Here is a 19154-nt window from a genome sequence, read left to right as displayed (position 1 = left end):
CCGACGCCGGTTTCCGGCGCCCCCTTCGACGTTGGTTCCACCCTAGGAGGGGGCACTGACAGCCGGCCGACGTCCGTACGGCCGTCCGCATGACCGCCCGTACGTCCTCACGGCCGGCCGCCGGTCCGGTCGGCCGGGAGGTCCTGCGGCAGCAGCAGGCTGAGCTCGTCGAGGTCGGCGACGTCGAGGCGGGCGAGCCGACCGGCCTGGCGGGTGATCATCGATTCCAGCACCTGCCGGGCGAAGCGCCCGTTGCCGAAGGAGCGGTCGCGCGGGGCGGCGGCGAAGTGGGCGGCGAGGGCGGCGAGCGTCTGCGGGGCGCAGTGGTACCCGGCGGTCTCGGCCTGGCGGCGGACGATGGCGACGAGTTCGTCGTCCGCGTAGTGGTCGAAGGTGATCTCGCGGGAGAACCGGGAGGCCAGGCCGGGGTTGGAGGAGAGGAAGCCGCGCATCTCCTCCTCGTAGCCGGCGACGATGACGACCACCTCGTCGCGGTGGTCCTCCATCAGCTTCATCAGGGTGTCGACGGCCTCCTGCCCGAAGTCGCCGCCGGCGCCGCCGCGGGGGGTGAGGGTGTAGGCCTCGTCGATGAACAGGACGCCGCCGCGGGCGCGTTCGAAGGCGTCGCGGGTGAGCTGGGCGGTGTGGCCGACGTAGCGGCCGACGAGGTCGGCGCGGGCGGTCTCGACGAGCCGGCCGGAGGGCAGCACGCCGAGCTCGGCGAGCAGTTCGCCGTAGAGCCGGGCGACGGTGGTCTTGCCGGTGCCGGGCGGCCCGGAGAAGACCAGGTGGTGGCCGATGGTGGCGGCGGGCAGGCCGGCGTCGAGCCGGCGGCGGGTCTGCCGGGTGACGTTGACCAGGTCCTCGACCTGCTGCTTGGCGGCAGCCAGGCCGACCATGCCGCGCAGCCGGTCGAGCAGGCCGGGCGCCTCGGGTTCGCCCTGGCCGGCGGCGGCGCGGGCGACGGCGGCGGCGGCCTCCTCGCCGACGTCGGCGGGCAGCAGCCGGGTGAGGTCGGCGTTGTCGAAGTGGTCGAGCGCGGCGAGCCGGGAGGCCTGCCGGTCGACCATCTCCTCGAAGACCTTGCGGGCGGCCCGGCCGTTGCCGAAGTCGGCGCCCTTGGGCATCCGCTCGAAGTGGACGGTGAGGGCTTCGCGGGTGCCCTCGGCGAGTTCGTAGCCGTGCCCGCCGGAAGCGTGTTCGACGATGGTGGTGAGCTCGTCGACGCTGTAGTTCCGGAACGCGACGGTGCGGCTGAACCGGGAGGCCAGGCCCGGGTTGGAGGCCAGGAACTCGTGGATCTCGGTCTCGTACCCGGCGACGATGACGACCAGGTCCTCGCGGTGGTCCTCCATCAGCTTGACCAGGGTGTCGACGGCCTCCCGCCCGAAGTCCGGGCCGGCGCCGCCGGAGCCGGCGGACAGGGTGTACGCCTCGTCGATGAACAGCACCCCGCCGAGGGCCTCCTTGACCACCGCGGTGGTCTTGAGCGCGGTGCCGCCGATGATCGGGGCGACCAGGTCGGCGCGGGCGACCTCGACGAGGTGGCCGCCGCGGAGCACGCCGAGCTCGGCGAGGATCGCCCCGTACAACCGGGCCACCGTGGTCTTGCCGGTGCCGGGCGGGCCGGCGAAGACCAGGTGGCGGCTCATCGGCAGGGCGGGCAGCCCGGCCTGTTCGCGGCGCCGGGCCAGCTTGTTGAGGTTGACCAGGGTGGCGACCTGCTCCTTGACGCCCTCCAGCCCGACCAGGGTCTGCAGGACGGCCTGCGGGCCCTGCTGCTGCCCGCCCGCGGACGGCTGCGGCTGCCCCGGCGCGCCGCCGCCGTCCGCCGCCGCGGGACCGCCGGGCGCGGCGGACGCGGCGGACGCGGCGGCGGCGCCGCGGGCGTCCGGCGAGCGGTTGTCCCGGCTGTCCAGGTTCTCGACGGCGAGGCGGTCGGTGGGCTCGGTCTGCCGCAGCCCGGCGCCCTCGTTCTCGGCGGCCAGGCAGTCGGTGAGCCGGACGGACTCGGCGGACTCGGAGCGCAGCCCGTCCTCGGTGTTGCCGGTGAGCCGGCAGGAGGTGAGCGTGGCGCGGGCGCCCGGCAGCAGGTGCAGGCCGTGGCGGCGGTTGGCGCGCAACCGGGCACGGGTGGCGGTGAGTTCGCCGCCGCGTTCGACGCTGGCGCCGTCCAGGGCGTTGTCGGCGGCCTCGACGTCGCGCAGGGTGGCGACGCCCTCGGGGCCGACCGAGACGCCGCAGCCCTTGCCGCCGCGCAGCAGGACGGCGCCCAGGTAGGTGTTGGCGCCGTCGCCGATCCGGACACCGTGCCGGCCGGAGTCGAGCACGGTGGCGTCCTCGATCCGGCCGCGCCCGTCGCGCAGCACCTCGATGCCGTGCCCGCCGGCGGCGGTGACGGTGGCGCGGCGCAGCAGCGGGTTGGCGCCCTCGCGGACGACGACGCCGGTGCCGGCCGGGCCGTGCACCTCCAGGCGGTCGAACTCGGCGGCGCTCTCCCCGGTGATCTCGACGCCGTCGCCCTCGCCGTCGCGCACCACGGCGCGCAGCAGGCTGGGGCCGGCCGATCCGCCGACGTGGATGCCGGCCTGGGCGGCGGCGGTGACCTCGCAGTCCTCCAGGGTGCCGCGCGCCCGGCCGGCGATGTGCAGGCCGTGGCCCCGGGTGCGGACGGCGCGGCAGCGGCGCAGCAGCGGGTCGGTGCCGTTGGTGAGCACGTAGCCGTGGCCGCGCACGGCCGTGACGGTGCAGTCCTCCAGGACGACGCGGGCCGTGGAGCCGACGAAGACGCCGAGTTCGGCGTCGCGGATCCCGGTGCGCACCAGGCGGGTGCTGCTCTGCTCCTCGATGGCGACGGCGGGCTTGTCGGTGCCGGAGATCTCGCAGTCCTCCAGGACGCCGCGCGACTCGCCGTTGGCGCACACGCCGTTGCCCCGGGCGTCGCGCAGCACGCAGCGGCGCACGGTCGGGTTGGCGCGCTCGCCGATGACCAGGGCGGAGGTGCCGAGGTGCTCGACCACGCTGTCCTCGATGACGCTGGAGCCGGTGGAGGTCTCGACCAGGCCGGCCCCGGCCGGGTTGACGACCCGGCAGCCGCGCATGGCCAACTCGCCCTGCTGGCGGGTGAGTACGGCCGTCCAGGAGGTGCCGACCACTTCGCAGTCCTGCAGGGCGAGCTGGCCGCGCGGGACGTCCACGGCGGGCAGGTCCTCGTCCTGCCCCTGCAGCACCAGGCCGGTCAACTGGACGGCTTCGGCGAGCACTTGGACGACCGAGCCGCGCCGGGGGCTGATCCGCACGCTGCCCCGCGCGTCCTCGGCGGTGATGCTCACCACCTTGGTGAGGACGAGGTTCTCCTCGTACCGGCCGGGGCGCACCGAGATCACCGCACCGCTGCGGGCGGCCTGGACGGCCTCGCCGATCGTGCGGTAGGAGCCGGGCTCCTGCCGCTCCGCGCAGACCGTCAGCACCGGGCGCGACATGGGGCGGCCTCGGCCTTCCCGGTCGGCTCGGCCTGCTCCGGGGCCGTCTCCTCCTCGGCCGCCAACGCCCGGCTCACCGCCGGACGTTGGAACCCGGCCGAGCCCGAGGCCCCCGCCCCACGGCGCTTCTCCTCGCCCACCATGCTTCCCCTGCGTCCGACGACACTCCTGTGGGGAGCTACGGGCCGGGCGGCCGCCCGGGTTCAGCCGCTTCGCCTCGGTTCGGCGGACTCCTCGGGCGGGGTGAGCACGAAGGAGGGGCAGGGTGGCCGCGACACGGAAGTCGTCGCCGCGGGGCCCGACCGTCAGCCCGGCGGCACGGGGTCCGGTGTCGGGCTGAGGGGCAGGGTGGCCGCCACGCGGAAGCCGTCGTGGTAGGGGCCGACCGTCAGCTCGCCGCCGAACAGGGCGACGCGTTCGGCGAGGCCGAGGAGGCCGTGGCCGGTCGAGAGGGCGCGGCCGGGGCCGGTTCGGGGGCGGCCGGCGCCGTCGTCGACCACTTCCAGGCTCAGCACGTCCGACCAGTCGATCCGGACCACGGCCCGGCTGCCCGGCCCGGCGTGCTTGGTCACGTTGGTGACGGCCTCCTGCACCAGCCGGTAGGCCGTCAGGTCGACGCTGTCGTCCAGGTGCGCCGGGGTGCCGCGCACCTCCAGGTCGACCGTGACGCCGGCCTGCCGGACGTCCTCCAGCAGCGCCGCCAGGTCGGCGAGTCCGCGGCGGCCCGCGCCGGCCTCCACGGTGGCGTCGGCGGTGCGCAGCAGCCGCAGCAGCCGGCGCAGCTCGCCCATCGCGCCCCGGCCGACCTCCTCGATCCGGCCCAGGGCGTCGTCCGCGCCGGGCGGGAGGGCGGCGGGCCCGGCGGCGCGGGCCGCCTCGGCCTGGAGCACCATGACGGCCACCGCGTTGGCCACGATGTCGTGCAACTCCCTGGCGATCTGCGTCCGTTCGTGCCGGACGGCGTCGCGGGCTCGGGCCAGTTCGCGGCGGTCCCGTTCGGCCGCCTCGGCGACGGCCCGGCCCCACACGCCGACGCCCCAGGTCGCGGCGGTGACCGGCAGGTAGAAGGCGATGCCGGCGATCAGCGCGGCCGTGCGGTAGCCGGGCACCGCGAGCTGGTCGAAGGTGTACCAGACGGCCAGCCCGGCGGGCACCAGTGCGCCCGCGAGGGCGGCCAGGCCGGTACTGCGGCCGCCGTCGCGGGCGAGGGTGTAGAGCGCGACCAGCACCCCGAAGTAGGGCGTGAACTGGAAGTCGGTGGTGATGGTCAGCAGGTCGGCGCAGACCGCCACCGCCCACACCACCGCGAACGCCGGGACGGGCAGGCGCCGCCGGTACAGCAGGGCCAGGAACTCGGGCACGCAGAGCGCGACCAGCTCCAGCTGCTTGCGCCAGGTGGTGCCGGGCGCGACCGGGTCGCCGAAGAAGAACGCCTCCGGGACGATCACGGCGAGGGCGAGGGCGGCGTCCTGCAGCCGGGTGGACCGCAGCCAGCGCCGGCGGTCGGCGGCGGGCTGTGCCTGCGCGACGGTGCTCACGGCTACTTGCAGCCGCCGCAGTTGACGGTGATGCAGCAGATGCCCTGGGCGAAGACGACCAGGTCGTGCCCCTCCTGCCCGATCCACCAGGCCTCGGCGGCCGCGGCGGACCCGTCGGCCGGCACGGCGGGGGCCGTGACCGGGAAGCCGAGGCCGGCGTACGCGGACCACAGGTCGCCCTGGTGCCGGCGCAGGCTGTCGGCGAGGGCCGGGAGCGTGGTCCGGACGGCCGCCTGGTCCGCGTGCCGGGACGGCCCGACCAGTGCGAGGACGGCGGCCGCCGTCCGGATGCCCTCCGCCGAGGTGGCGGCCAGGCTGATCCCGGCCACCCGGACGGTCTCGGACGCGCCGCCGTCGCCGTTCGGCCCGATCTCGACCAGGTAGCGCTGCCAGGGGTCGCCGATCGTCTTCGGCGGGTCCGGGACGAGGACGGTGCTCGGCCCGGCGAGGAACCCGTGCGCGAGGGCGGGCCCGGCGGACCCGTCCGGCTCGACGAGGTGCACGGTCGCACCGACGGTCGGGGAGTCGTTCATGGTGGGGTCCCAGCGTGGTGAGGCCGCCCGGGCGCGTGGCCCGGCGGTGACCGGTGGTGTCCCGTCCAGTCCTAACCCGGCCCGCCGGGCGGCCGCCCCCGGGAGCGACCCGTGCGAGTGAGCGGCCGCCGCCCGGCGCTACCCCGGGAAGTCCTTCCAGAAGGGCACGGTGGCCTGCAGGTCCCAGCCCTCCGGGACGGGGAAGCCGCCCGGGTGCGCGAACTCGTGGTCGATGTACTCGGCGAGGTCGCTGCCGTAGGAGATCATCTCCGTTCCCCAGATCGACAGCACCGGGTGGCCGCTGGTGCCCCGCCCGGCGGGGAGGAAGCGGTGCCCGTAGAGCGGGACCAGCGGCGGCGCGGCCGCGAGGAAGGCCCGGTGGTCGTCGGCGAACCGGAAGCCGTACTGCGCCTCGATCCGCTCGAACTCCTCGCCGCCGAGGCCGGGTTCGATCTCGCAGTCGTGCAACTCCCGCAGCAGTCGGGCGGCTTCGGCCCCGAGTCGGGCTCCGTGGGTGTCGGTCACGAGGGGAACTCCGGTTCGCCGCGGTTTCCGGACCCGGGCCGACCCCACTGCTCCCCTCGCGTGAAGCTGCCGCCGCGTCGCCCCGCGGTTGCGCGCCGACCTGACGCGACGTCACCACAATGGGCGCTCGGCCGGATCTCGGCGGCCACGGCAAACCGGAGACCAGGGCGGATCACATGACGCGACTCAGTTCACCGACGCACCGGCGAGACGGAGGAGGAAGGAGGGGACGGGCACTGCTCCGGCTGAGAGCGGGGGCGGCGACCGCGGCGGGCCTGCTGCTGCTCGGCTTCGCGGCACCGGCGCAGGCCGTCGATCCCACCGTCTCGCTCAACAACAAGCGCACCGGCTGGGACGCGAACGAGCCGAACCTGTCGCACGCCCAGGTGTCCTCCTCGGCGTTCGGGCAGCGCTGGTCGACCGCGGTGAGCGGCGCGGTGCTGGCCCAGCCGCTGGTCACCGGCACGAACGTGATCGCCGCGACCGAGAACAACGACGTCTACGGCCTCGACCCCGCCACCGGCAAGGCCAACTGGACCCGCCAGCTCGGCCCGGCCTGGCCCACCTCGGCCGTCAGCTGCAACGACCCGGCCGCCCACACCGGCATCACCGCCACGCCGGTGTACGACTCCTCCTCCAACACCGTCTACCTGACCAGCAAGGCCAACGACGGCCCGGACGTCGACCACCCGCACTGGTACCTGCACGCGCTGAACGCGTCCACCGGCGCCGAGCGCTCGGGCTGGCCGGTGACCATCCAGGGCACGCCGACCAACAGCCCGGGCCACCCGTTCAACGCCAAGACGGCCAACGGGCGCCCCGGCCTGCTGCTGATGAACGGCTCCGTCTACGCGGCTTTCGCCTCCTACTGCGACACCGGCCCGTACGTCGGCCAGGTCGTCGGCGTCAACGTCAGCACCCGCAAGCTCACCCTGTGGTCCACCGAGGCCGGCTCCGACACCATGGAGGCCGGCATCTGGCAGAGCGGCGGCGGGCTGGTCTCGGACGGCACCGGCCGGATCTTCGTCGCCACCGGCAACGGCGCCGGCACGGGCGCCTCGCCGAGCCCCGGCCCCGGCAACCGGCCCCCCGGCCACCTCGGCGAGTCGGTGATCCGGCTCGGGGTGAACAGCGACGGCAGCCTCAGCGCCAAGGACTTCTTCAGCCCGACCAACAACCGCACGATGGACTCGAACGACACCGACCTCGGCTCCGGCGGGCCGACGGCCCTGCCGTCCGGCTTCGGGACCGCCACGCACCCGCACCTGCTGGTCGAGGTCGGCAAGGACGGCCGGGTCTTCCTGCTGGACCGGGACAACCTCGGCGGCATGGGCCAGGGCCCGAACGGCACCGACAACCCGGTCAGCATGGCCGGCCCCTTCGAGGGCGTCTGGGGCCACCCGGCGGTCTTCGGCGGTGGCGGCGGCTACGTCTACACGGTGTCCACCGACACCGGCAACGGCCGCTCCCCGATGCGGGCGCTCAGGTACGGGCTGAACGGCTCCGGCGTCCCGACCCTGACCAGCGCCGGCACCAGCAACGAGGGCTTCGGCTACGGCTCCGGCTCCCCGGTGGTCACCTCCAACGGGACGAACCCCGGCTCCGCGCTGGTCTGGGCGGTCTGGTCCGGCTCCGGCGCGGGCGGCGTCGGCGGCGAGCTGCGGGTGTACGACGCGGTGCCCGTCAACGGCGTCATGCACCTGCGCCGGTCCTTCCCGATCGGCACGGCGGCCAAGTTCGTCGTCCCCGCGACGGACAGCGGCCGGGTGTTCGTCGGGACCAGGGACGGCCACATCGTGGCCTTCGGCAGCCAGTGACGGATTGAGGCCCGGCTCTTGGATCCTGTGCCCGACCGGTTCCTCCGGTCGGGCACAGCCGTGTCCGCGCCGCCCCGGGGTCAGAGCTCGATCAGCAGGCCGTCCTCGGCGACCGCGGCGCCCGCTGCCGTCAGCTCGGGCGGGGTGTCGCGCGCGAGGGGGTTGGTGTTGTTGAGGTGGGTGTAGAGGTAGCGGGGGCCGGGGTGGCGGGCGAGGTGCGGGAGGGAGTCGCGGACGGCGAGGTGGCCCATGCCGGGGGAACGGCGGGCGCCGGAGGTGCGGGCGGCGAGTTCGTCGGGGGTGGCGAAGGTTCCGTCGAGCAGGACCAGGTCGGCGCCGGCCACCGCGCGGTCCATGGCCGGCGTCCAGTCGGCGAGGCCCGGGGCGTACACGGCGCAGGCGGCGCCGCCGTCCTCGGTGAAGCGGTAGCCGGTCACCCAGTCGGGGCCGTCCGGGAGGTCGGCGGCGTAGCGGGGGCGCTTGCCGCCGAGGGCGAAGGGTTCGGCGTTCAGGCCGCCGTCCAGGTGGACGGGCTTGCCCGGGGTGACGGTGTGCCAGTCGGCGGTGGTGTAGGCGGCGAGGAGCGGGCCCGCGGGGAATGCGTGGTGGAGGGCGTGGCGTACCGCGGCGGTGGCGTGGATGGTCAGGCCGGCGGCTTCGCGCAGGGTCAACAGGCCCAGGGTGTGGTCGAGTTCGGCGCTAGTGAGCAGGGCGCCGCGCAGCGGGGTGTCGCGGGTGCCGGGGGCGGGGGCGAGTTCGGGGGTCGCCAGGAGTTGGGTCCGCAGGTCCGGGGAGGCGTTGACCAGGTACCAGGCGCGGCCGTCGCCGCTGACGGCCAGGCAGTCCTGGTGGCGGGCGGTACCGGTGCGGCGGGCGGCGGCGCATTCGGTGCAGCCGCAGTTCCACTGCGGGAGGCCGCCGCCGGCGGTGGTTCCGAGGATGCGGATCTTCAACTCGCGCTCATTCGCCAGGAGTTCGGTGGAAGCGCCGGGGCACCGGGGCCGCCGATCCGGCCGGGGCGGGGGCGGTGACCAGGTGGTGGTGCGGTGAGAGGCGGCAGGCCGGGTCGGTCACGGCCGGGTCGCCGGTGAACTGGTAGGCCTGGCAGCGGCAGCCGCCGTGGTCCAGCTCGCGCAGCGCGCAGCTGCGACAGGGCTCCGACATCCAGTCGGTGCCCCGGAAGCGGTTGAAGGCGGGCGAGTCGTGCCAGCTCGCCGCCAGGCCGTCGGTGACGGCGTTGGGCGGTGTCAGGCCGGGCAGGCCGGCGGCGGCGAGGCAGGGCAGGACGTCGCCGTTGGGGGCCACCGCCAGCTGCTCGCGGCCCCAGCCGTTCATGCAGGGCTTGACGGTGCCGCCGTGCAGGTCGGCGGCGACGTGGACGATCTCGATCCGCCCGCCGTGGCGCCGCCGGGCGGCGGCCACGTCCCGTTCGGCCTGCCGGACCTGCTCGGTGTCGGGAGCGAGGTGGGCGCGGTTGCGCCAGGCCCAGCCGTAGTACTGGACGTGGGCGAGCTCGACCCGGTCGGCGCCGAGCGCGACCGCCTGGTCGGCGAGGGCGCCGAGCCGGGGCAGGTTGCCGCGGTGGAGCACGGCGTTGACGGTCAGCGGCAGGCCGGCGGCGGTGAACTGCCGGGCGGCGGCGAGCTTCCGGTCGTGGGCGGCGAGCCCGGCGACGGCGGCGGCGCGGTTCGGGTCGGTGTCCTGGAGCGAGAGCTGCACGTGGTCCAGGCCCGCCTCGGCGAGTTCGCCGGCGCGGCCGGCGGCCAGCGGGACGCCGCTGGTGACCAGGTTGGTGTAGAGGCCCAAGGTGCGGGCGTGGGCGACGAGTTGTGCCAGGTCGGGGCGCAGCAGCGGTTCGCCGCCGGTGAGGTGGAGCTGGAGCACGCCGAGTGCGCGGGCCTGGTCGAGGACCCGCAGCCACTGCGCGGTGTCCAGTTCGGCGCGGTAGCGGGCGAGTTCGACCGGGTTGGCGCAGTAGGTGCACTGGAGCGGGCAGCGGTAGGTGAGTTCGGCGATGAGACCGAGCGGGGCGGGGGTGCGGACGGTGCCGGCGCCGGCGGGCGGTGCGGCGGCGGCCGCGGGGACGGCGGGGGCGCCGGTGCCGTCCAGGGCGAGCAGCCGCCGTTCGGCCAGGTCGGCGAGCAGGGCGTCCACCTGGGCGCCGTCCACCCCGGCGTACTCCTCGGCGAGCCCGGCGGTGACCGCTCGCGCCTCGCGGCGCCCGTCGCAGTGCCGCAGCACGGCGGCGGCGGTGGCGTTGAGCAGCAGCACGCCCTCGGGGTGGAGCAGCGCGGAGCGGCCGCGCACCGGGTCGTGCACCAGGCGGACGCCGGCACGCAGGCCGGGGACGGGGGCGGGGGCCGTGCTCATCGGTCGGGCCCGTAGTCGACGGCGTCCAGCATGGCCCGCAGCACCTCGCACTTGAAGGCCAGCGCGGCCACGGCGGCCTGCTGCTGGGCCTCGGTGACGCAGTGGTCCAGGACGAGTTCGAGGGTGCGGGCGCTGTCCTCCCGGGCGACCGGGATGCGGTGCTCGAAGTAGGCGTACCCGGCCGGGGCGATCCAGCCGTAGTGCGCGCGCCAGGCGGTGACGCGCTCGGCCATGTGGTCGGGCGAGAACATCTCGGTGAGCGCCGCCGCCACTCCCTCGGTCCACGGCCGGGTCTGGCAGAAGTGCAGGTAGCCGTCGACGGCGAAGCGCACGCCGCGGGCGACGTGCCGCTCGTCGAGGACCTCGGCGCGGTCCAGGCCGACCGCCTCGGCGAGCACCAGCCAGTCGGCCAGGCCGCCCTCGGCGCCGACCGGCACGTCCGGGCGCGGGCCGTCCGGGCCGTGGCCGTCCGGCCGGGGGCCGTCCTGGTAGGCGAGGCGGCCGGCCCAGGCCCGGCGGACCTCCGGGAGCGGGCAGTTGGCGATGATCGCGGCGTTCTTGCGGGTCAGGCAGAGCTGGTAGTACCAGCGGTTGGCGACCCAGCGCCGCAGCTCCGGTGGCGTGCAGCCACCGGAGTGCAGGCGCAGGTGGAACGGGTGGGTGTCCCAGTACCGTCCGCGCAGGTCGTACAGCCTGGCCGCGAACCGCTCGCGGCTCAGCGGTCGCGCCACTGCGCGGCCCGTCCGGCGTACGCGGTGACCTCGGCGCCGGTGCGGTGGCACTCCACGGCGGGCGCGGACCAGACGGGCCTGGCGCCCGCCGGCCGGGCCGCGGGCGCGGCGCCGGCCCCCGGCGGCGGTGACGGCGGCGATGACGGGGTGCGGGCGGCATCCATGGCTGCCTCCTCGGTTCGGGGGTGGGACGAGGACACGCGAGCCCTCTGCCCGGACGGTACGAGCCCGTGCCCTCGGCCGCCGGTCGAGAACGCGGGCCGGTGCGGTGCCGGACGCCCGCCGGGCCCCGGCCCGCCGGTCCCGCCGGTGCCCGGGAAGGGGCGGCGCACCGCTCACCCGCCCGGGTGATGTTCGCCCGACCGGACACCGCGGTCGACTCCCCCGCGGGGGCTCGAGAGCATCGCCCCCATGGGGGCCTTGGACACGGTGGCGGCAAGGGTGGCCGGCGGGGCCGCGGTGGAGGTCCGGCCGAGCGGGTCCTCGATGCCGCCGCTGATCCGCAGCCCGCAGGCGGTCCTCGTCGTCCCGGTCGACCCGGCACGCGGGCGGGCGCGGCCGCCGAGGCACGCTGACCGCCCCGGGCCGGCGCGGCCCCAAGAGTTCACCAACCGCCTTGATCCACCACCCCCGGATGCACGATGCTTGGCCCGCACATCACAACCCGCCCTGGAGGGAGCACGGTTGGACTGGGCTCAGGCCGCCGGATACGGCGCGGTCGGCGGCGCACTGGTCGAACTGGTCATCGCCAACGGACGTTTACTGGCCTGGCAGGCGGCCCGGCACAAGGCCCGCGACGAGAAACGCCGCCGCATGCCGCCCCTGCGCCACTACATCGACCCGACCGCCGACCTCGCCGCCGGCCTCAGCCGGGTCGCCCTCGGCGCCCTCACCGGCTGGCTGCTGCACTCGCAGGTCACCGGCCTGTACGCGGCGGTCGCCGCCGGGGCCTCCGCACCGGCGCTGATCCGGCAGTTGGGGACCTTCGGCAGCGTCCGCGAGATCGTCCAGGGCCCCGCGCCGGACGGCGACGCGGCGGATCCGGCACCGCGCCGGCCCGAGGAGGTCGGCCCGTGACCTTCCAGCGCCGGTACCTGCGCTCGCTGCTCGCCTCGGACGGCGGGCCGGGCGCGCCTTCGGCATGCCCGCGGCCGGGGCCGGAAGTGGCCTGGTGGCGGCGGTTCCTGGCGTCGCTGCTGGACGTTCCGCCGCCGGCCGTACGGGCGGGCGCGGTGCCCGAGCAGCGGCGACCGGAGGTTCTGCCGCCGGTGGCGCCGCCGTGGCAACCCCGGCCACCGTTCTTCGCCCCGGTTCCGGGCGGGCGCTGGAGCCCCCAACCGGCCCAGGCACCGGTTCCCTTCCAGAGTGGCAAGTTCGTCGCGGCGGGCGCCGTCGCCTCGTCCGGCGGCGCGGGGCGGCAACGCCTCCGTGCCGTGCTGGCCGCCGTCGCCCTCGGCGCGGCGGGGATACTGCTGGCGTTCCTGCTGGGCGCGTTCGACGGCCCGGACCGCCCGGCCCCGCCGAAGCCGACCCCGAGCACCACCGCCCCGGTCGTCCCCGGCCCGACCCCGCAGTACCCCTGACCCCGCCTCAGCGCGGCATCGCGGCCAGCGCCGCCCGGGCGACGGCGGCGGCCTGCGCCTTGCAGTCCGGCTCCGGGTGGTCCTCGCCCCCGAGCCGGACCCACAGGCGCAGGTTGCCGTCGCGGACGACCAGGGCGCAGGTCTCGCCGGTGCCGGGCCTGTCCCAGTAGGCCTCGTCGCCGATGCCGGGGGCATCGGCCTGCCGGTCCTTCGCCGCGGCGGAGAAGTCGTCGCGCTGCGCCTTGGTGGCGTTCTCACTGTTGCCCGCGCTGCGCCGCAACTCCCACTGGACGGTGGCGGACGGGTCGTGGTCCTCGGAGCGGACGCCCTGGACGACGGAGGAGCCGTACCAGGAGCAGCGGGTCTCGGCGGTGCCGGACCGTTCGACGTACCAGTCCTTGTCGGGCTTGCGCTGGTCGGCCGGCAGGTGCAGCCCGCCCGCCGCCTCCGCGCAGATCGGCGCCTTCAGGTACTTGTCCGGCACCCCCGCCCCGTCCTGCGGGCCCCACAGCAGGTACCCGCCGACGCCGAGGCCCGCGACCAGCACGCCGGCGGCCGCCGGGGCGGCGGTCCGGCGCGCGCGGCGCCGGCCCCGGAGTGCCGCCCGGGAGTCGATCACCACCGTCCGGGCCTCGGGTGCGCCGAGCAGGCCGTCCACGGCCCGCTGCTGCGCGGCGATCAGCGCGTGCACGGCCTCCGGCCAGGGCCGCGGGACCTGGGCACTCGAATTCACGTTCCGTCAGGGCCCCGTCAGCAGACCGTCAAGAACGCCCGTGGCGGGGCCGCACGGGTCCAGGCTGGTGATCACCTGCGGATCCGCAGGCCATCGCTCCCGGAGGTGAGCCGCATGTCCGTCTTCACCGCGTTCCACTCCCCCGTCCGCCCGGCGCACCGCCTGCGCGCCGTACTCACCGCGCTGGTCCTCCGCCTCACCGCCAGCCCGCTCGACAACTCCGTTCTCCGCGCGCTGGGTTCACCACCGCGCCGCCCGTCCCGGCGCTGACGCCGCCGGCACCGGAAATCCGCTCGCGCCGAGGGCCGGGCCGCGGTGATCATGAGGCATGGAGTTCCTCACCTACCACCGCGACCGGCCCGGCTCGCTGCCGCTGCGCGACGACATGCTGGAAACGCACTGGTCCTACATGGACGGCTTCGCCCAGCAGATGATCGCCCGGGGCCCGACGCTCACCGAGGACCGGGAACTGCCCACCGGGAGCGTGCACATCCTCGACCTGCCGGATCCCGCCGCCGCCCGTGCGTTCGCCTTCGACGAGCCGACCTACCAGGCGGGCGTCTACCGCGACGTGCTGCTGCGCCGCTGGCGGAACCTGCTGGGGCGCACCATGTGGGAGTTCCCCGGCGGCCGCGAGGGCGACGACCGCTTCCTCGTCCTCGGCCTCGGCGAGGGCGAGCCCGCCGACCTCACCGTCCCCGCCAACCGCGACGACCTCGTCGCCTACGGGCCGCTGCTCTCCGACGACGCCACCGCCTGGCTCGGCACCGCCGCGATCCTCCGCGCCCCCGGCCCCGCCGCCGCCCGGGCCGTCCTCACCGCGGACCGCTACGCGAGCATCGAAGTCCACCCCTGGCACCCCGGCGGCCGGCCGTCCTGACAGCGCCGGGACCCGACCGGGGCCGGTCCGGCGAGGGCGACACCGTTCACCGGCCGCACTAGATCGACGCGTTCGACCCGAGCGGTGGTGCGGCCGGCGCCGGGCCGAGGGTGGTGGTGCCGGGGGTGGCCCGGTGCCCGAGGCCGCTGCGGTAGACGTCGAGGGCCTCCTCCGCGCGGCCGGTGCGGCGCAGCAGGTCGCCGAGCAGCCGGCACAGGTCGGCCAGATCGGCGGTGGCCCCGGCGTGCTGGAGCAGTTCCAGCGCGGTGCGGTAGTGCTCCTCGGCGTCGGCCACCGCGCCGCGCTCCTCGGCGATCCGCCCCAGCAGCCGGTGGGCCGCGCCCGCGTGCACCGCGCCGCGCTTGGGGTGCAGCGAGCCGAGCAGGTCCGAGAGCAGTGCCGCCGCCTCGTCGCCGCGGCCGGACCGACGCAGCACGTCGGCCAGTTCGACGTCGATCTGCTGGGTGTAGAGCGCGGCGTGACGGTCCGTCAGCATCGCGCGGGCGGTGCGCAGTTCGCGCTCGGCGGCGGGCAGGTCGCCGTCCTGGGCGCGCAGGTAGCCGCGCATCCAGTGGCAGTGCGCCAGTTCGGTGCGGATCCGCAGCTGCTGGTACAGCTCCTGGGCGCGGGCCAGCGAGGCGTCGGCCTCGGCGGCCCGGCCGTCGGCCAGCATGGTGCGGGCCACCGACCGGTGCAGCCGGGCCACCGCGATCGGGTCGTCCACCTGCGCGGCGAGGGCCAGGGCCAGTTCGGCCGCCTGCACGGCCCGGCGGTGCGCGCCCAGGTCCAGGTAGGGGGCGATCACCGCGGAGTAGAGCAGCAGCAGTGCCTGCGGATCGGGCAGCCCGCCCGCGTTGAGCCGGTCGATCGTGCTCTCCAGCAGGTAGCAGGAGTAGCGCACGTCGCCCGCGAGCAGGTGGGCGACCGCCCGGCCGCGCAGCGCGGGCACCCGCCGGGGCAGCGGGGCGTCCCGCAGCAGGTCCTCGGCGGCCCGGAAGTGGCCGATGGCCTCGTCGAGTTCGCCGATCTCCAGGGCGCAGTCGCCCAGCCCGAGCAGTGCCGCCGCCTGCTCGTCGGCCAGCTCGTAGCGGCCGGCTTCGGCGGCCAGCTCGGTGAAGTGCGCGGCGGCGTCCGCCGATTCGCCGGTGCACAGGGTCTGGCGGGCGTCGGCCAGGCGCAGCCGCAGATCGGTGGCGAAATGGGCGGGGCGTCCGGTGGCGAGCTGGTCCGCGCTGACTCCCAGCCGCTCGGCGAGGTAGCGCAGTGCGGTGTCGGAGGGGCGGACCTTGCCGGATTCCAGGGTCGACACGTACGCCGCCGTGTAGGCGGGCTCGGCCAGCGCGCGCTGGGTGAGCCCGCGTTCGGCGCGCAGTTCCTGGATCCGTCTGCCGATCCGCAGCCGGTCGTCGTGCCGGTCGTCCGCCATGCCGCTCCTGTTCCCCGTCCCGGTCGCGCTGCCGCGTGCCGGCCGCTGCCGTGTCCAGGCTATGGCGTGCCGGTGTGACAGCCATTGACTTAAGCCCGAATGTAAGTCAGGTTAAGCCATCAGTTAACGCCGGGTCAGGACCCCCCGGACCGGACTCGGCCATCCCCCTACTCGCTCTCGCTGAACGGACCCCCATGCGCACTCGGCGAACCATCCTCGGCACCGCCGTCCTGGCGGCCACCCTCGGCCTGACGGCCGCCGCCCCGGCCACCGCCGCCACCGCGACCACGGCGGCGGCGCCGGCCACGAGCCACGCCCTCCCGCCGGCGGTGCCCTCCACCGCCGCACCGCTCGCCGCCGGCTCCGGCCCGATCTGCTGGTTCGGCGCCTGCTACGACTACGTGTCGGGCCGCCAGACGACCGACGCCGCCGGTGCGAGCGTCCAGATGCTCCAGGCCGCCCCCACCGTCAAGCCCGGCGACACCTCCTCGCACTCGCTGCAGGAGCTGGCCGTGCAGTCCGCCGACAAGAAGTCCACCGTGGAGGTCGGCTGGACGGTCGACCTCGGCCTCAACGGCGACCTGCTGCCGCACCTGTTCGTCTACCACTGGGTGGACGGCCAGGAGAGCTGCTACAACGGCTGCGGCTTCGTGCCGGTCTCGCGCACCGTGACCGCCGGCATGGCCCTGCGGCCCGGGGACGCCGGACGCTACGGGATCGTGAACATCGGCGGCGACTGGTGGATCTTCTACAACCAGCACGCCGTGGGCTACTTCCCCGGCTCGCTCTGGAACGGCGGCTACACCCGCACGCAGGTCATCACCGCCTTCGGCGAGGTCGCCCACGCGGCCGGCAGCACCTGCGAGTCCATGGGCGACGGCCGCTTCGGCAGCGCCCCCGGCTCCGGCTGGATCCGCGACTTCCAGCTGGTGGACTCCGCCGACCCCGCCCGGCTGACGGTCACCGCCACCAGCCCCGCCCTGTACGACTCGGGACGGGTCACCCCCACCGGGTTCCACCTGGGCGGCCCCGGCGCCGGCCCCTGCTGACGGCGGTTCGGAGCAGAACACGGCGGCGGCGGCGCTCCGAGGCGTCCCCCCCGGGACGTTCAGAGCCGGCGCCGGCGCCACCGCCCGCCCCAGCGCGGCGGGCGGCTGAGCAGGAGGCCGGCCAGCGCGGCGGCGGTGCCGACCGCCTCGGCGACCGCGCTGGCGGTCTTCTGCGGGTACCAGACCGGGTCGTACATGTTCGGCAGCGGCCCGAGCGCGCCGACGTCGACGTGGCTGTAGAGGAGTACGGCGCCGAGGGCGGAGGCGGAGACGAGGAAGGCGAACGCCCACACCGCGAAGCGGCGGCCGGCGAACAGGACGAGGAGGGCCGCCAGGCAGGCCGCGGCGGCTTCGACCCGGAACAGGGTGCCCTGGGTCGGGCCGGGTCCGAAGTCGTAGTCGGGAGCGAGGTCCGCGTGGACGGCGGCGTCGACGGCGAGTGCGGCGGCGGTCACCGCCTGGAGCAGCAGTCGGGTGAGCAGCCGCGGGCCGAGGGCTGTGCCGCGGTGGAGGAGGTTCAGGCCCATGGTCCGCTCCGGTGGGGTGGCGCCCCGCCCGCGCGGCGGGGCCCTCAGTCACCGGTACGGGCGGCGGCGGCGGATCGCTCAATCGCGGCCTTCCCCCGGGCGAGCCGATCCGCCTGCTCGGCCGACCCCGGCGGGAGGGACCAGTCTCGGCTGCCGGTCGGCCGCTGTCAGTCCGGATGGTTCCGGGTTCCACGCCGCGCGGCGCGTGGCTACCGTCCCAACCGCTCGACACCCGGCGGTCCGGACGGACCGCCGTCACGCGCTCCCAGGAGGCCACGTTGACCGCGCACCACCCCACCCGCAGGAGCATCCTCAAGTCCGCCGGGGGGCTCGGCGCCGCGCTGGCGCTGGGCGCCGCGGGCTCGCTGGCCTCGGCGCGGTCCGCGGCGGCGGCCGACAACGGCTTCGGCCTGACGATCGTGGACCGCAACGAGAGCGACCCGCGGATGTGGTACTACCGCTTCCAGACCTCCGCGATCGGCTGGAACCCCGCCGTGAACGTGCTGCTCCCGGACGACTACTGGACGAGCGGGCGCACCTACCCGGTGCTGTACCTGTTCCACGGCGGCGGCACCGACCAGGACTTCATCACCTTCGACCGGATGGGCGTGCGCGACTGGACCATCGGCAAGCCGATCATCGTGGTGATGCCGGACGGCGGGCACGCCGGCTGGTACTCCAACCCGGTCAGCTCCAACGTGGGCCCGCGCAACTGGGAGCAGTTCCACATCAACCAGCTGCTGCCGTGGGTCGAGGCCAACTTCCGCACCTACGCCGAGTACGACGGCCGCGCGGTGGCCGGTTTCTCGATGGGCGGCTTCGGCGCGCTGAAGTACGCCGCCAAGTACTACGGCCACTTCGCCTCGGTCAGCGCCCACTCCGGCCCGGCCAGCCTGCGCCGGGACGGCGGCCTGGTGGCGCACTGGGCCAACGCCTCCTCCGCCGCGCTGGACCTGGCGGGCGGCACGATCTACGGCGCGCCGCTGTGGGACCAGGCCCGGGTGAGCGCCGACAACCCGGTCGAGCGGATCGAGAGCTACCGCAACAAGCGGGTCTTCCTGGTGGCCGGGACCAGCCCCGACCCGGTCGACTGGTTCAGCCAGGTCAACGAGCCGCAGGTGCTGGCCGGGCAGCGCGAGTTCCGCTCCGCGCTGGACCGGGCGGGCATCCCGCACGACTCCCACGAGGTGCCCGGCGGCCACATCATCCGTCCCGACATGATGCGGCTCGACCTCGACGGCATCATCGACCGCCTGCGCAAGGCGTGAGGGGCGCACCGGTGTTCCCGTCCCTCTCCCGCCGCGCCCACCGGCTCGCCCTGGCCGCGGCCGCCCTGCTGCTGCCGGTCGCCGTACCGGCCGCGCCGGCCGCGGCCGCGACCGCCACGGCGGCACCCGCCCTGACCGCCTCCGCTGCCGTCGCTGGAGCCGCGGCGTCCTGCCCGGCCGCCGGCTACATCTCCCAGGGTTACACCCCGGAGCACAACGGCATCGACATCGCCAACGACTACGGCACCCCCATCTACGCGGCCGGCGACGGCCAGGTGACGGCCTCCGGCCCGGCGCAGGGCTACGGCCAGTGGATCCGCATCCTCCACCCGGACGGGACCATCACCGAGTACGGGCACATGCGCGAACGGGAGGTGGCCGCCGGCGACCACGTGGCGGCCGGCCAGCTGATCGCGCTGATGGGCAGCGAGGGCGAGTCCAGCGGCCCGCACCTGCACCTGCGGGTCTGGGCCGACGCGGGCGCGACCGTGCGCACCGACCCGATCCCGTACCTCGCGGAGCGCGGCATCACCATGCCCTGCACGCCGGGCACCGGTCCGCGCCCCGCGCCGCCGGCGTACCCGGCGCAGTCCGGCAAGGTGGTGTCGGCGCGTTCGGCGGACGGCCGGCTGGAGGTGTTCGCGGCCGGGGCGAACGGCGTCTCGCACGCCTGGCAGACGGCGGTCAACGGC

At 75.7% G+C, this 19154-nt stretch carries 19 protein-coding genes; 8 read left to right on the top strand and 11 right to left on the bottom strand.

Annotated elements, in window-relative coordinates; genetic code table 11:
• Positions 1-107 precede the first annotated feature (107 nt).
• From VM95_RS13320 to VM95_RS13305, 4 genes are all read right to left on the bottom strand, one after another.
• A complete protein-coding gene (locus VM95_RS13320; RefSeq protein WP_045695978.1) occupies positions 108-3482 on the bottom strand; it encodes a right-handed parallel beta-helix repeat-containing protein in 3375 nt (1124 codons plus the stop codon).
• A 305-nt stretch (positions 3483-3787) separates the two neighbouring features.
• Positions 3788-5020 (bottom strand): sensor histidine kinase, encoded by a 1233-nt coding sequence (locus VM95_RS41490; RefSeq protein ID WP_052707346.1) that lies wholly within the window; start codon positions 5018-5020, stop codon positions 3788-3790.
• A 2-nt stretch (positions 5021-5022) separates the two neighbouring features.
• The gene (locus VM95_RS43240; RefSeq protein ID WP_045695977.1) at positions 5023-5553 is read right to left on the bottom strand and encodes a hypothetical protein; all 531 of its coding nucleotides are present in this window, start codon (positions 5551-5553) and stop codon (positions 5023-5025) included.
• A 138-nt stretch (positions 5554-5691) separates the two neighbouring features.
• Positions 5692-6078 carry a hypothetical protein gene (locus VM95_RS13305; protein WP_045695975.1) on the bottom strand — a complete coding sequence of 129 codons (387 nt, stop codon included), beginning with the start codon at positions 6076-6078 and terminating at the stop codon, positions 5692-5694.
• A gap of 176 nt (positions 6079-6254) precedes the next feature.
• Between VM95_RS13305 and VM95_RS13300 the strand changes: the two genes are divergently transcribed.
• Positions 6255-7895, top strand: coding sequence for an outer membrane protein assembly factor BamB family protein (locus VM95_RS13300; protein WP_045696074.1), 1641 nt, complete (start codon positions 6255-6257; stop codon positions 7893-7895).
• A gap of 80 nt (positions 7896-7975) precedes the next feature.
• Here the strand turns inward: VM95_RS13300 and pqqB are convergent, their stop codons facing one another.
• Genes pqqB through pqqA form a run of 4 tightly spaced genes read right to left on the bottom strand, consistent with a single transcriptional unit; the run spans position 7976 to position 11160 of the window.
• A complete protein-coding gene (gene pqqB, locus VM95_RS13295; RefSeq protein WP_045695970.1) occupies positions 7976-8848 on the bottom strand; it encodes a pyrroloquinoline quinone biosynthesis protein PqqB in 873 nt (290 codons plus the stop codon).
• Between the two features lie 7 nt (positions 8849-8855).
• A complete protein-coding gene (gene pqqE, locus VM95_RS13290; RefSeq protein WP_052707345.1) occupies positions 8856-10265 on the bottom strand; it encodes a pyrroloquinoline quinone biosynthesis protein PqqE in 1410 nt (469 codons plus the stop codon).
• Entirely contained in the window at positions 10262-10996 is a 735-nt protein-coding gene (locus tag VM95_RS13285; RefSeq protein WP_045695967.1) for a thiaminase II/PqqC family protein, read from the bottom strand. Before VM95_RS13285 ends, pqqE begins: the two co-directional genes overlap by 4 nt.
• The gene (pqqA, locus tag VM95_RS13280; RefSeq protein WP_045695963.1) at positions 10981-11160 is read right to left on the bottom strand and encodes a pyrroloquinoline quinone precursor peptide PqqA; all 180 of its coding nucleotides are present in this window, start codon (positions 11158-11160) and stop codon (positions 10981-10983) included. The genes VM95_RS13285 and pqqA overlap by 16 nt, the downstream gene beginning before the upstream one ends.
• 520 nt (positions 11161-11680) lie before the next feature.
• Between pqqA and VM95_RS42525 the strand changes: the two genes are divergently transcribed.
• Together VM95_RS42525 and VM95_RS13270 are read left to right on the top strand one after the other, a co-directional pair.
• Entirely contained in the window at positions 11681-12073 is a 393-nt protein-coding gene (locus VM95_RS42525) for a hypothetical protein (RefSeq protein WP_045695958.1), read from the top strand.
• Positions 12070-12579, top strand: a complete 510-nt coding sequence (locus tag VM95_RS13270) for a hypothetical protein (RefSeq protein ID WP_045695955.1) — start codon at positions 12070-12072, stop codon at positions 12577-12579. The genes VM95_RS42525 and VM95_RS13270 overlap by 4 nt, the downstream gene beginning before the upstream one ends.
• A gap of 7 nt (positions 12580-12586) precedes the next feature.
• Here the strand turns inward: VM95_RS13270 and VM95_RS40250 are convergent, their stop codons facing one another.
• On the bottom strand, positions 12587-13312 hold the full coding sequence (locus tag VM95_RS40250) for a hypothetical protein (RefSeq protein ID WP_157882090.1): 726 nt from the start codon (positions 13310-13312) through the stop codon (positions 12587-12589).
• A 114-nt stretch (positions 13313-13426) separates the two neighbouring features.
• On the opposite strand from VM95_RS40250, the gene VM95_RS42520 reads away from it, so the two are divergent.
• Both VM95_RS42520 and VM95_RS13260 read left to right on the top strand, forming a co-directional pair.
• Positions 13427-13582: a hypothetical protein gene (locus tag VM95_RS42520; protein WP_157882089.1), complete on the top strand. Its 156-nt coding sequence runs from the start codon at positions 13427-13429 to the stop codon at positions 13580-13582.
• Positions 13583-13640: 58 nt separating this feature from the next.
• A complete protein-coding gene (locus VM95_RS13260; RefSeq protein WP_045695952.1) occupies positions 13641-14192 on the top strand; it encodes a YciI family protein in 552 nt (183 codons plus the stop codon).
• Positions 14193-14250: 58 nt separating this feature from the next.
• On the opposite strand, the gene VM95_RS13255 is transcribed toward VM95_RS13260, so the two are convergent.
• The gene (locus VM95_RS13255) at positions 14251-15618 is read right to left on the bottom strand and encodes a helix-turn-helix domain-containing protein (RefSeq protein WP_045695947.1); all 1368 of its coding nucleotides are present in this window, start codon (positions 15616-15618) and stop codon (positions 14251-14253) included.
• A 194-nt stretch (positions 15619-15812) separates the two neighbouring features.
• Between VM95_RS13255 and VM95_RS13250 the strand changes: the two genes are divergently transcribed.
• Positions 15813-16667 (top strand): neprosin family prolyl endopeptidase, encoded by an 855-nt coding sequence (locus tag VM95_RS13250; protein WP_052707343.1) that lies wholly within the window; start codon positions 15813-15815, stop codon positions 16665-16667.
• 59 nt (positions 16668-16726) lie between these two features.
• On the opposite strand, the gene VM95_RS13245 is transcribed toward VM95_RS13250, so the two are convergent.
• On the bottom strand, positions 16727-17194 hold the full coding sequence (locus VM95_RS13245) for a hypothetical protein (protein ID WP_052707342.1): 468 nt from the start codon (positions 17192-17194) through the stop codon (positions 16727-16729).
• Between the two features lie 278 nt (positions 17195-17472).
• Between VM95_RS13245 and VM95_RS13240 the strand changes: the two genes are divergently transcribed.
• Both VM95_RS13240 and VM95_RS13235 read left to right on the top strand, forming a co-directional pair.
• The gene (locus VM95_RS13240) at positions 17473-18462 is read left to right on the top strand and encodes an alpha/beta hydrolase (RefSeq protein WP_045695945.1); all 990 of its coding nucleotides are present in this window, start codon (positions 17473-17475) and stop codon (positions 18460-18462) included.
• Between the two features lie 11 nt (positions 18463-18473).
• The coding region (locus VM95_RS13235; RefSeq protein WP_045695941.1) for a M23 family metallopeptidase at positions 18474-19154 on the top strand (681 nt) is incomplete at its 3' end.

It is taken from the genome of Streptomyces rubellomurinus, assembly GCF_000961885.1.
GTDB classification, from domain to species: Bacteria; Actinomycetota; Actinomycetes; order Streptomycetales; family Streptomycetaceae; genus Kitasatospora; species Kitasatospora rubellomurina.
This window is presented reverse-complemented; position numbering and strand designations above follow the sequence as displayed.